Here is a 12,126-nt window from a genome sequence, read left to right as displayed (position 1 = left end):
AGTCGTCCACGGGCGACCCAGCGCAGTCCACTGTCCACGCGTCATCCACGATCCACCGAGCGTCGAACCACACCTCCTCGCCCTATCGCGCATACCTACGGGTACCGGCGCAGAATAGGGCGATGACACACCCGGGATTCACGCCCACCCAGCTCGCGGCCCGCGCGGCCTACCTGCTGCGCGGCAACGACCTGGGCACCATGACCAGCGCCGCGCCCAAGCTGTATCCACACATGTGGAGCTGGGACGCGGCATTCGTAGCGGTCGGTCTGGCGCCGCTCAGTGTCGAACGCGCGGCCCTGGAACTGGACACCCTGTTGTCGGCGCAGTGGCGCAACGGGATGATCCCGCACATCGTCTTCGCCAACGGGGTGGACGGCTACTTCCCCGGGCCCTCCCGCTGGGAATGCCGCCGCCTCGCCGCCGACGCGCCCGACGGGCCCGACACGTCGGGAATCACCCAGCCGCCCGTGCATGCCATTGCGGTGCAACGGATTCTGGACCACTCGCGCCGGCACGGACGCAGCACCCGCGCGGTCGCCGAGGACTTCCTGAACCGGCGCTGGCCCGACCTGATGCGCTGGCACCGCTGGCTGGCCTACGCGCGAGATCCCAAGCAGCACGGGCGAATCACGCTCTACCACGGCTGGGAATCCGGCATGGACAACTCGCCGCGCTGGGATCGCGCCTACGAGAACGTGATTCCCGGTCCGGACCTGCCGCCGTACCAGCGCGCCGACACCCAGGTGGTGGGCGACCCGACGCAGCGTCCCTCCGACCGCGAGTACGACCGCTACCTGTGGCTGGTCGAGCAGATGCGCCGCGCCGGATACGACGACTACCAGCTGGCGTCGACCATGAGCTTCGCGGTCGAGGACGTGTTCGTGACCGCCATCTTCGCGCTGGCCTGCGACGTGCTCGCCAATATCGGCGAGGACTACAAGCAGCCGCACGCGGACGTGCGCGAACTCTACGAGTGGGCCGACTACTTCCGCGCGGGCGTGATCGCCACCACCGACGCGCGCACCGGCGTGGCCCGGGACTTCGACGTGCGCGCGGACAAATGGATCGAGACCGAGACGCTCGCGAGCTTCGCGCCGCTGCTCAGCGGCGGACTCCCCCGCGACGCCGAACGGCGGCTGCTGCGGCTGTTCGAGGGCCCGCGCTGGTGCGGGCACCCGGATCTGCGCTACGCGCTGCCGCCGTCGACCTCCCCGGTGGCGCGGGACTTCCGGTCCCGCGAGTACTGGCGCGGGCCGGTGTGGCCGGTGATCAGCTGGCTGTTCTCCTGGGTGTTCGCCCGCCGCGGCTGGGCCGAGCGCTCGTTCATGCTGCGCGCGGAGGGACTGCGCCAGGCCAGTGACGGCAGCTTCGCCGAGTACTACGAGCCGTTCACCGGTGAACCCCTGGGCAGCATGCAGCAGTCCTGGACCGCGGCGTCGGTGCTGGACTGGCTCGGCTGACCGCCGGACAGTTCGGCTAACGATTGGCGAATTAGACAGTCGCGCCTTCACCGCTCCGGCGGTGGTTCGGCCTAGCGTTTTTACGCATGACCGGACGCACACTGATGAAAGTGCTAACTGTCGCGGCTACAGGCATCCTCATGGCTACCCCCGCCGGGGTGGCTGCCGCCGATATCGAGGGCCCGGACGTGGCCTCGTGGCAGCACCCCGGCGGCGGCAGCATCAACTGGTTCGGTGTGCGTGCCGCCGGATACTCGTTCGCCATGCTCAAGGCGACCGAGGGCCTCAACTACGTGAACCCGTACTTCGTGCAGGACAGCCTGTCCATGCGGGTGGCCGGCGTCGCGCGCGGCACCTACCACTTCGCGCGCCCGAACCTGCTTCCCGAGGCGCAGGCCGCCTTCTACTCGGCCCTGGTGCTGGGCCAGAACGGGCCCATGGACCTGCCGCCGGTGCTGGACCTCGAGGACTCCGGCGGGCTGCCCCCGGCCGCGCTCATCGACTGGACCCACCGCTACCTGAACACGGTCCGGGCCCTGACCGGCCGGATGCCGATCATCTACACCTATCCGCGCTTCTGGCAGACCGCCATGGCCGACTCCAACGAGTTCACCGCCTACCCGCTGTGGATCGCCGACTACCGCGGCAACGACCAGCCCGAGGTCCCGGGCGGCTGGCCGCACTGGACCTTCTGGCAGACCACCGACGCCGGACGGATCCCCGGCATCGCCGCGGGCGTGGACATGAACATCTACAGCGGAGCCCAAGGTGACTTCGGCCGCTACGCGAACCTGCCCTTCGCGGGCAGCAGCTAGAGCACCTGGGACAGGAACTGGCGCAGCCGAGGGGTTTCCGCGTTCTCGAAGAGCGCCTCGGGTGTGCCGGTTTCCACCACCTGGCCGTGATCCATGAAGACCACCTGGTCGGACACCGAACGCGCGAAGCTCATCTCGTGGGTGACCACGATCATCGACATGCCGCCGCTCGCCAGCTCCGACATGAGCGCGAGCACGCCCTTCACCAGCTCCGGATCCAGCGCCGAGGTGGCCTCGTCGAAGAACATGATGTCCGGCTTCATGGCCAGGGCCCGGGCGATGGCGACCCGCTGCTGCTGACCGCCGGACAGCGACGAGGGGCGCGCGTCCGCCTTCCCCGCCAGCCCGACCGCCTCCAGCTGCTGTAGCGCCAGCGTCCGCGCCTGCTCCTTGGACAGCCCGTGCAGTTTGCGCGGACCGAGCGCCACATTGTCGGCGACGGTCCGGTGCGGGAACAGGTTGAAGTGCTGGAACACCATCCCGATTCGCTGCCGCAGCCGGTCCGGGTTCTCGCCCAGCACCGACGCGCCGTCCAGCAGGATGTCGCCGGAGTCGGGTTCGTGCAGCCGGTTCAGCACCCGCAGCAGCGTCGACTTACCGGACCCGGACGGCCCGATCACCGTGGTGGTCTTGCCCGCGTCCACGTGCACGTCCACGCCGCGCAGGATCTCGGTGCGGCCCAGCGTCAATCGCAGGCCGGTGCCGGTGAGGGAGGCACTCATGCTCCACGCCCTTCCGTGATGACGGCCTGTTCGACGGGTTCGGCGGGATCGCCGCCGGCGGGGCGGCCGTCGCGCATGCGGTTGTCGATGTAGTTGACCAGGTGCGTGAGCGGCACCGTCAGCAGCAGGTACACCAGGCCCGCCGCCACCAGCGGCGACAGATTCCCGGTCTGCGCGTTGAGATCCCGGCCCACCGCGAACAGTTCGCGCTGGGAGGCCAGCAGGCCCAGGAAGTAGATCAGCGACGAGTCCTTGATCAACGCGATGAACTGGTTCATCAGCGCGGGCAGCACCCGGCGCACGCCCTGCGGGATCACCACCAGCGTCATGGCCTGCCGGTAGCCGAATCCGATGGCGCGGGCCGCCTCCAGCTGCCCGGCCTCCACCGACTGGATGCCGGACCGGAAGATCTCACCGATGTACGCCGAGGCCAGCAGCGCCAGCGCCACCGCGCCCAGCCAGTACGGGTTGTTGCCGGTGATGCCCTTGACCACCGGTCCCACGCCGAGACCGATGAGCAGGATGATCACCACGGCGGGCAGCCCGCGGAAGATATCGGTGTAAACCCTTGCGGGCCAGCGCAGCCAGCGGGTGCGGGAGATGCCGGCCACCGCGAGCAGCATGCCGAGCACGGTGCCCAGCAGGCCCGAAACCAGCGCCAGGATCAGAGTATTGGGCAGACCCGTCTTGATCAGGTCCGGGAAGGCCTTGCGATACAACGACCAATCGAAGAACGTGTCCTTCAACTGCCGCAGCGTCGACTTCGGCTGCACTGTGCCAGCCCCGGACCGGTCGCCCGCGTGTTCGGCCGCGATCTTCGCGAAGTCCGGAAGCTGCGGTGCGGCTGCGGCTTTGGAGCCCGGCTTCCAGCCCGGCGGCAGTTCGCGCGGCACCCAGTTCTCGTACAGCTTTGCGTAGGTGCCGTCCGCGATCACCGCGTCCAGGCCCGCGTTGAGCGCGTCGGTGAGCGGTTGATGCCCCTTGCGCACCGCCCAGGCGGTGAAGTTGTTGACGCTGAACGTGTTCTGCGTGATCGACGTCGGGTCGCCCGGCTTGATCGCGCCGATGGCCTGCTGCGAGGGCGCCACCCAGGCGTCGATCTGCCCGGACTTCAGGTTCGCGTAGGCGGTGTTGTAGTCGGGGAACTTCACCGGATCCAGGTGCAGTTCGTTGACCACGTACTCGTCCTGCACGGTGCCCTGCACCACGCCGATCCGCTTGCCCCGGTTCAGGTCCCCGAAGCCGTGGATGGCGCTGCCGTTCGGCACCACCAGGGAGAAGTAGCCGAAGTCGTAGCCGTTGGTGAAGTCGACCAGCTGCCGCCGCGCGTCGGTGGTGGTGATGCTGGACGAGCCGATGTCGAAGCGGCCGTTGGCGACCTGGGCCAGCAGGCCCGCGAACTCGGTGCCGGTGAACTCCACCTGCAGGCCGAGTTTCGCGCCGATCGCCTTCAGCAGCTCGTTGTCGAAGCCGGTGAAGGTGCCCTTGGAGTTCACGCAGATGCTCGGCGGGGCGTCCGACAGGGTTCCGACGCTCAGTTTGCCGGGCGTGAGCAGCCCCAGCTTGGTGACGTCGATCGTGTTCAGCGGCGTCGTGGTGGGCGTCGTGAACCGGTCCGCGCTCTGGTTCCGCTGCCCCGAGGCCAGGTTGGTCGGCGCCGCGCTGGCCGCCGCCGGACCGGGCGGCGAACACAGATCACGGTCGTCGGCCGCCGCGCCGCCCACGCCGAGCGTGGCGACGCCGACCAGCCCTACCAACAGGACACCCGCCAGGTGCCGCAAGGAAACCATGGCAAATCACCCTAGTGCCGGATGTTTGCCACTCCAGGTTTAGCCTCACGCCGATTCGGAAGCGTCACCTTCCGAGCCCGATCCACCCCTGATCGACCCGGTCTACCCCTGATTGACCCGGTCGCGCCAGGCCACCGCCTCCTGGATCCGGGCGGTGTCGTAGTCGGGTCCGCCGGAGCTCACGGTGAACAGGGTCACGCCCGCCGCGTGATAATCGTCGGCCTGGTCCAGGCCCGGCCAAGCCACCGACTTCTCGATCGCCGCGGCGTCGGTGCCGACCTCGGCGCAGTGCTCGCCCAGGATGCCGGTCTTGCGCCGCAGCACGTCGAGGTCGGAGAAGCTGTGCCAGATGTCGGCGTACTGGGCGACCAGCCGCAGCGTCTTCTGCTCCCCGCCGCCGCCGATCAGGATGGGGATGTCGCGCACCGGCTGCGGATTCAGCTTGGCCAGCCGGTCGGTGATCCGGGCCATCGACTCCTTGAACAGCGCGAGACGGCTTCCGGCCGTGCCGAATTCGTACCCGTACCGGCCGTAGTCCTTCTCGAACCAGCCCGCACCGACACCGAGCACGAGCCGCCCGTTGCTGATGTGGTCCACGGTGCGCGCCATATCGGCCAGCAGGTCCGGATTACGGTAGCCGCCGCCGGTGACCAGCGCGCCGAGCTCCACCCGCTCGGTCTGCTCGGCGATCGCGCCCAGCATGGTCCAGCACTCGAAGTGCGCGCCCTCGGGATCGCCGTACAGCGGATAGAAGTGGTCCCAGTTGAAGACGATGTCCACCCCGATGTCCTCACATCGACGCACCGCGTCCCGGATCAACCCGTAGTCGGGCGCGTGCTGCGGCTGAAGCTGGACTCCGATACGAACCGGTCGGCTCATGAATGCTCCTGGTCTCGGTGATCACTGCCGCCCATTCTGCCCTCGGCTACGCTCTGGGGCCGACCCTCGAACTCGGATCGTCCGGCACGTTCCTGCCGGTGAAGGGAAGTGTTAACCGTGGCAACGGTGACTTTCGACCAGGCCACCCGGCTGTACCCCGGCTCGGGCAAGCCCGCCGTCGACGCATTGAACCTGGAGATCGCCGACGGCGAGTTCCTGGTGCTCGTCGGCCCCTCGGGCTGCGGCAAATCCACCTCGCTGCGCATGCTCGCGGGGCTCGAGGAGGTGAGCGACGGCCGAATCCTGATCGGGGACAAGGACGTCACGCACGCCGAGCCCAAGGAACGCGATATCGCCATGGTGTTCCAGAACTACGCGCTGTACCCGCACATGAGCGTGGCCGAGAACATGGGCTTCGCGCTGAAGATGGCCAAGGTCTCCAAGGAGGAGCGGCAGCAGCGCGTGCTCGAGGCCGCCAAGCTGCTGGACCTGGAGCCCTACCTGGACCGCAAGCCCAAGGCCCTGTCCGGCGGTCAGCGCCAGCGCGTCGCCATGGGGCGCGCCATCGTGCGGTCCCCGCAGGTGTTCCTGATGGACGAGCCGCTGTCGAACCTGGACGCCAAGCTGCGCGTGCAGACCCGCACCCAGATCGCCCAGTTGCAGCGCCGGCTCGGCACCACCACCGTCTACGTCACCCACGACCAGGTCGAGGCCATGACCATGGGCGACCGGGTGGCGGTGCTCAAGGACGGGCTGCTGCAGCAGTGCGCGTCCCCGCGCGACCTGTACCGGGATCCGGCCAACCTGTTCGTCGCGGGCTTCATGGGCTCGCCCGCCATGAACCTGTTCACGCTGCCGGTCGCCAATGGCTCGGTGACGCTGGGCGGCTGCCCGCTGCCCCTGCCGCGCTCGGTGGCGGCGACCACCGGCGAGCGGGTCGTGGTCGGCATCCGGCCCGAGCACCTGGACCTGGTCGGCACCGGGGCGGGCATCGCCATGGAGGTGGACGTGGTCGAGGAGCTGGGCTCCGACGCCTACATCTACGGCCGCACCTTCGGTGAGGGGGAATCGATTGTGGCGCGCGCGGATTGGCGCAACCCGCCGACCAAGGGCGCGCAACTCTCGCTGGTCGCGGACCCGGCGCACACCTACTTCTTCCACCCGGAGGACGGCAGCCGGCTGCACTGACGGCTCAGGTTCGCACCGACGGTTCAGGTTTCAGGAATGGCGGCGGGCTTTCCGCCGCCATTCGTCGTTCACCCGGATGCGCAGGTTCTCCAGCGGCACTTCGTTTCCGGAGGCGCTGCGCAGTTCGGCGCGGACCGGCTCGCCGCTGGAGTCCTCCAGCCGTTCCAGCGGCGCGGGCCCGTCCTGCAGGTATTTGTCACCCCACTGCCAGAGCGCGACCACGGCGGGCAGCAGGTCCCGTCCCATCTGGGTGAGCACGTATTCGTTGCGGGTGCGCTTGCCCTCTTCCTGGTAGGGCCGCTTCGCCAGCAGTCCGGCGTCGACGAGTTTGCGCAGAGCGCTGGAGGCCGCCGCGTCGGTGATCCCCACCCGCGCCGCGAAGCCGTCGAAGCGCGTGGTGCCGTAGTACGACTCCCGCAGGATGAGCACGGCCGAGCGGGTGCCGACGATGTCCATCGCCTTGGCGATCGAACACTCCTCGGGCTTCCACGAGCTCAGGTCGCTGAGTTTTCCCTCCAGTACGGCCGACATGGCGTACATCATACCCTGCTGACTTGCTATCACTATGGCCAGCTCCTACCCTGGCTTTAGAGACATCTAGTCAGATGCCCGCTCGGAAGGGAACGTCAATGAGAGACGCAGTCATCGTCGAAGCCGTCCGCACTCCCATCGGCAAGGGCAAGGCCACCGGCGCCCTGCACGGCGTGCACCCCGCCGACCTGCTCGCGCACAGCCTGCGGGAAGTGGTGCGACGCTCCGAGATCGATCCGGCGCTGATCGACGATGTGATCGGCGGCGTGGTCACCCAGGTCGGCGAACAGGGCTCCAACCTCACCCGCCGCGCCGCCCTGGCCGCCGGATACCCCGAATCGGTCCCGGCCACCACCGTGGACCGGCAGTGCGGCAGCAGCCAGCAGGCCATCCACTTCGCCGCCCAGGGCGTGATCGCCGGGGCCTACGACATCGTGGTGGCCGCGGGCGTGGAATCCATGAGCCGGGTTCCCATGGGGGCCAACCTGATCGGGGCCGAGGACATCGCCGGGGTCGGCTTCGCCGAACGGTACCCGGAGGGCCTGGTACCGCAGGGCATCAGCGCCGAGCTCATCGCCGCGAAGTGGGGGCTGACCCGCACCCAGCTCGACGAGTTCGCCCTCGCCAGCCACGAGAAGGCCGCCGCCGCAACCAAGAACGGGGCCTTCGAAGCCCAGCTGTCGCCCTTCAACGGACTGTCCGAGGACGAGGGCATCCGCCTGGGCAGCACCCTCGAGACCCTGGCCGCGCTGCGCCCCGCGTACTACAGCGAGGAGATGGCGGCCCGCTTCCCGCAGATCGGCTGGAACATCACCGCCGCCAACGCCAGCCAGATCAACGACGGCAGCGCCGCCACCCTCATCATGACCGGAGAACGCGCCGCCCAGCTGGGCCTGCGTCCGCTGGCCCGGGTGCACAGCTTCGCCGTCGCGGGCGACGACCCCCTGCTCATGCTCACCGCGGTCATCCCCGCGACCCGGAAAGTGTTGCAGCGCTCCGGACTCGACCTCGCCGACATCGACCTGTTCGAAGTCAACGAGGCCTTCTCCTCCGTCGTCCTGGCCTGGGCCCGGGAAACCGGAGCCGACCTGTCCAAGGTCAATGTGAACGGCGGCGCCATCGCCCTCGGCCACCCGCTGGGCGCCTCCGGAGCCCGCCTGGCCACCACCCTCGTCCACGCCATGCACGACCGCGGCGCCCGCTACGGCCTGCAAACCATGTGCGAGGCGGGCGGTCTCGCCAACGCCACCATCTACGAACGCCTCTGAAACCGAACGCCGCCCCGGCAACCACCGGGGCGGCGACTCATCGCAGCGCGGCGCGCTCAGCTGATGGCCGTGGCCACCAGGACATGCCCCGCACCGCCCGCGACGAGGATCACCGGCAGCGCGACGGCCGTCCAGATCCACGCGCGACGACCGGTCATGGCGGCCACCGAGGCGAGCACCATGGCCCCCACCAGCGCCAGGAACATGCCGCCCCCGCCGATCAGCAAGCCCCACAGGGCCGAGGCGGGCGGGCGGATCACGATGCACTGCACCGAGAAATCCCTTTTCGCGGTGCAGCGGTTGTGGACCAGGTCGAACAACTTCGCGAACAGGTCGTAGCCGAAGCCGAAGGCCGCGACCACGCCGAGCAGGTAGAGGCCCAGCGACAGCGCGATGTCCTTGCGGTGCAGCGGCTTCCGCTCGTCGGGTGCGGCGGTCTGCGCCGGTGCGGCCGTCTCCGCCCGCGGCAGCGGGGCGGGCACGGTCCGATCGTCGGCATCCACCGGCGATCCCACGACGAGACTGCCGGGCCCCGGCGGCGGGACCTGGCTCGCCGCGGGATTCCGTGGCGGCTGCTGCGGTCCGCGCGGGCCGGCGGGCGCGGGCTGGCGCGAATCCTGCGGCATGCCGACCGGCCCGCCCGATCGCGGTGGGGGACCGGCGTTTACGGGCGCCTGCGGCGGAATCCGGGGCGGCGGGGCCTGACGGCCACCCAGGTGCACGGTGGCGGCGGCGGGATCCCCCGGGCCGGGACGCGGCCCGCCGACCGGCGGTCCGGGCGGCGGAGGCGGCGAGGCCTGCCTGCCGCTACTGGGCAGGGTCGGGCCTTCCGGTCCCGCCGGACCGAACCCGTCCGTGGGTCCCCCCGGTCCAGGCGGTTGCGGGCGGCGGGGCTCGTTGGGCGGGTTCATGATTGCGGTCTCCCCCAAGGCGCAGGGCTGTGGAGCCGGAATGGCTTCCTTCGGCATTGTCGCCGGGAGCGGGCCGCGCCGCCACCTCGGATCGGCGCGGGCGGTGGGTAGGGTGCGGTGGGTGAACGAGAGCGCGGTGGATTTCGAGTCGGCGGTGGTGTACGCGATTCCGATGCGAACCCGGTTCCGGGGGATCACCGTTCGCGAAGGGATGCTGATTCCCGGGGCCGCCGGGTGGGGCGAGTTCTGCGCGTTCCCGGAGTACGACGATCGCGAGGCGGCGTCGTGGCTGGCCACGGCGGTGGAGCAGGCCACGGTGGGATGGCCGGAGGCGGTGCGGGATCGGGTGCCGGTCAACTGCATCGTGCCGGCCGTCGGGCCCGAACGGGCGTACGAGATCGTGACGGCGTCGGGGTGCCGGACCGCGAAGGTCAAGGTCGCCGACCATCCGGAATCGCTCGGCGAGGATCTGGAACGGGTGGCGGCGGTGCGCGACGCGCTCGGACCGGACGGGGCCGTGCGCGTCGACGCCAACGGCCTCTGGGACGTGGACACCGCGATCGACCGGATCGGGCGGATCGACCGGGCCGCAGGCGGTTTGGAATATGTCGAGCAGCCGTGCCGGACCATCGAGGAACTGGCGGCCGTGCGCAAGCGGGTGGAGGTCCGCATCGCCGCCGACGAGTCCATCCGCCGCGCCGAGGACCCGCTGCGAGTGGCGGTCGCGGGCGCCGCGGATGTGGCGGTGCTGAAATGCACTCCGCTGGGCGGGGTGCGGCGTGCGCTCGAGGTCGCCGAGGCGGCCGGGCTGCCGTGCCTGGTGTCGTCGGCGCTGGAGACCAGCGTCGGACTGGCCGCGCAGGTCGCGCTGGCCGGAGCGCTCCCCCACCTCGATTTCGCCTGCGGCCTCGACACTTTGTCGCTGCTCACCGGCGATGTGGTCACCGCGCCGCTACGCCCGGTCGACGGCTGGCTGGACGTGCCGCGCACTCCCCCGGCCCCGGACCCCGAACTCCTGGACCGGTACCGCCACCCCGACGCCGAACGCACCGAGTGGTGGCGTCAGCGCCTGGCCCGAGTCCGGAAAATGCTGCCCTAGCGCGCTGTTCAGGCGATCCGGACGCCGCACGAGTACATCGTGGTGCGCAGCAACAGTGCGGCTTCCGGCCCGATGACGCCGTCCACCAACTCCACATACCTAGCGCAGAAGTCGGGGCCGTGCGGCGCGGCCTCGGTCAGTTCCGGATCCAGATGGTGCGCGAGCTCGTGCAAGATCACCAATTCGCGGAGCGCCCAGGCACTTCCACCGGCGTGCAGCGGCACCGCGAGCACGGCGCCCGCCGACTCGTAGTGCGCGGCCTTGGTCCCGGCCCGGGCGCGCACCGTCACCGGCACCCCCGCCCGATCCCACCGGGCACGCACCCAATTCAGCGCCAGCACCCGGTCCGCGTAGGTCTGCACCGATTCCACCGACCCGAACCGCCGCTCGATGGGCAGCGTCAGATGCGATCCGTGCACCTCGACCGTCCGCGTCTCGAATTCGTCGGCACGGTCGAACATTCCGCGCACCAGCCCCTCGGCGTCGTACACCTGGGACCGCTGCGCATCCCGGGCAGCCATGCGCGCGTCCGCTATTCGCCCGAACCGCGCGGCAACTGCCCGCGCGCGCCACCGAGTTCGGCGGCGCCGCCCAGTCGCGCGGCCTTGCCCGCCCGGTCCCCGGCTCGCCGGGCGGCCGCCGAGTACCCGGCCGAGGCCTGCGGGCCCCGCCAGGTGCCACGCGCCTCCGAGGTGCGCGAGTAATAGTCGGTGAGCTCGAGCTCCTTGTCCCGCAACGCGAGCGCGGTGCCCGTGGGCGCGGCTCCGGCGGCATCGGCCCGCACGGCTTCCTTCTCGACCTCCGCCTTCACCTCGCCGAGGCGACGGCCGATTCGCGCGGCGAAGGCCATCTGGAAGTTCAGGCGGGCCGTCACCGCCGCGACCGGCACCTCCACCGGATGGTGGTAGACGCGGCCGAATTTTCTTTCGACGACGACCTTCTGCGCGGTGGCCGTCTTGTACGCGCCCGTTTTGATGTAGTGGTCGGAGGCACGCACCATCTGCACCAGCAGGCTGGTGTACAGCGCCGAACAGGTGTCGATATCGGTGTCGAAACCGTAGGCGTACACCGTCGTCGAACTGCGGGCCACGTCACAGCGCACGTCATTGGCGGCGGCGATGGCCACGAACAGCTGAACATACGTGCGTAGACCACGTTTTCCGGGTTCCCCGATCGGGATCACCCGCTGCGTCGGCGTGGGGCGTCGTTCCCGGTTGGCGATATGCGCCCGCGCCACCGCCAGATCCACCGACGAGCCGGTCGCGAGCCGCTGCGCGGCCGCGAGGAAAGCCTCGGCTTCATGCTCGTTGTCGGTCGATTCGGCCTGCCGCAGCAGCCCCCCGATCCGCGTGAGCATCTTGTCCTGAGAAGACATCGCGACCCAGCGTAGCGGTATCGGTGATCACGGTGGTCACGCGCGATCGGACCAGGTACTCCAGGCACGGGGAACGGCCACCATG

12 protein-coding genes are annotated in these 12,126 nt (G+C 69.9%); 5 read left to right on the top strand and 7 right to left on the bottom strand.

What is annotated here, in order from left to right; translation table 11 throughout:
• Window positions 1-122 precede the first annotated feature (122 nt).
• Together ggh and ACWEOI_RS06220 are read left to right on the top strand one after the other, a co-directional pair.
• Window positions 123-1,463: a glucosylglycerate hydrolase gene (ggh, locus tag ACWEOI_RS06225; protein WP_379272837.1), complete on the top strand. Its 1,341-nt coding sequence runs from the start codon at window positions 123-125 to the stop codon at window positions 1,461-1,463.
• A 140-nt stretch (window positions 1,464-1,603) separates the two neighbouring features.
• Complete coding sequence (locus ACWEOI_RS06220) at window positions 1,604-2,278, top strand: GH25 family lysozyme (RefSeq protein WP_433669311.1); 675 nt, start codon at window positions 1,604-1,606, stop codon at window positions 2,276-2,278.
• Here ACWEOI_RS06220 and ACWEOI_RS06215 read toward each other — a convergent pair.
• The 3 genes from ACWEOI_RS06215 to ACWEOI_RS06205 all read right to left on the bottom strand — a co-directional run bounded on the left by ACWEOI_RS06215 (window position 2,275) and on the right by ACWEOI_RS06205 (window position 5,669).
• Entirely contained in the window at window positions 2,275-3,000 is a 726-nt protein-coding gene (locus ACWEOI_RS06215) for an amino acid ABC transporter ATP-binding protein (protein WP_452359075.1), read from the bottom strand. The two genes, ACWEOI_RS06220 and ACWEOI_RS06215, sit on opposite strands and share 4 nt — an antisense overlap.
• The gene (locus ACWEOI_RS06210; RefSeq protein WP_452359074.1) at window positions 2,997-4,790 is read right to left on the bottom strand and encodes an ABC transporter substrate-binding protein/permease; all 1,794 of its coding nucleotides are present in this window, start codon (window positions 4,788-4,790) and stop codon (window positions 2,997-2,999) included. The genes ACWEOI_RS06215 and ACWEOI_RS06210 overlap by 4 nt, the downstream gene beginning before the upstream one ends.
• 102 nt (window positions 4,791-4,892) lie before the next feature.
• Entirely contained in the window at window positions 4,893-5,669 is a 777-nt protein-coding gene (locus ACWEOI_RS06205; RefSeq protein ID WP_452359073.1) for an LLM class F420-dependent oxidoreductase, read from the bottom strand.
• 117 nt (window positions 5,670-5,786) lie between these two features.
• On the opposite strand from ACWEOI_RS06205, the gene ACWEOI_RS06200 reads away from it, so the two are divergent.
• Window positions 5,787-6,857 carry a sn-glycerol-3-phosphate ABC transporter ATP-binding protein UgpC gene (locus ACWEOI_RS06200; protein WP_433669318.1) on the top strand — a complete coding sequence of 357 codons (1,071 nt, stop codon included), beginning with the start codon at window positions 5,787-5,789 and terminating at the stop codon, window positions 6,855-6,857.
• 30 nt (window positions 6,858-6,887) lie between these two features.
• Here the strand turns inward: ACWEOI_RS06200 and ACWEOI_RS06195 are convergent, their stop codons facing one another.
• The gene (locus tag ACWEOI_RS06195; RefSeq protein WP_357274614.1) at window positions 6,888-7,388 is read right to left on the bottom strand and encodes a winged helix-turn-helix transcriptional regulator; all 501 of its coding nucleotides are present in this window, start codon (window positions 7,386-7,388) and stop codon (window positions 6,888-6,890) included.
• Window positions 7,389-7,486: 98 nt separating this feature from the next.
• Here ACWEOI_RS06195 and ACWEOI_RS06190 point away from each other — a divergent pair, with 98 nt between their 5' ends.
• Window positions 7,487-8,656, top strand: coding sequence for a thiolase family protein (locus ACWEOI_RS06190; RefSeq protein ID WP_452359072.1), 1,170 nt, complete (start codon window positions 7,487-7,489; stop codon window positions 8,654-8,656).
• A 56-nt stretch (window positions 8,657-8,712) separates the two neighbouring features.
• Here ACWEOI_RS06190 and ACWEOI_RS06185 read toward each other — a convergent pair whose 3' ends face one another.
• Complete coding sequence (locus ACWEOI_RS06185) at window positions 8,713-9,567, bottom strand: hypothetical protein (protein WP_452359071.1); 855 nt, start codon at window positions 9,565-9,567, stop codon at window positions 8,713-8,715.
• A 121-nt stretch (window positions 9,568-9,688) separates the two neighbouring features.
• On the opposite strand from ACWEOI_RS06185, the gene ACWEOI_RS06180 reads away from it, so the two are divergent.
• A complete protein-coding gene (locus tag ACWEOI_RS06180) occupies window positions 9,689-10,666 on the top strand; it encodes an o-succinylbenzoate synthase (RefSeq protein WP_452359070.1) in 978 nt (325 codons plus the stop codon).
• 8 nt (window positions 10,667-10,674) lie between these two features.
• Here ACWEOI_RS06180 and ACWEOI_RS06175 read toward each other — a convergent pair whose 3' ends face one another.
• Both ACWEOI_RS06175 and ACWEOI_RS06170 read right to left on the bottom strand, forming a co-directional pair.
• The gene (locus tag ACWEOI_RS06175; protein WP_452359069.1) at window positions 10,675-11,187 is read right to left on the bottom strand and encodes a TIGR04338 family metallohydrolase; all 513 of its coding nucleotides are present in this window, start codon (window positions 11,185-11,187) and stop codon (window positions 10,675-10,677) included.
• Window positions 11,188-11,198: 11 nt separating this feature from the next.
• Complete coding sequence (locus tag ACWEOI_RS06170; protein ID WP_433669328.1) at window positions 11,199-12,041, bottom strand: DUF2786 domain-containing protein; 843 nt, start codon at window positions 12,039-12,041, stop codon at window positions 11,199-11,201.
• Window positions 12,042-12,126 lie beyond the last annotated feature (85 nt).

Source organism: Nocardia sp. NPDC004340 (assembly GCF_053602575.1).
Note: the sequence above shows the minus strand (reverse complement) of the source record. Positions and strands in the feature narration are given on the sequence as shown.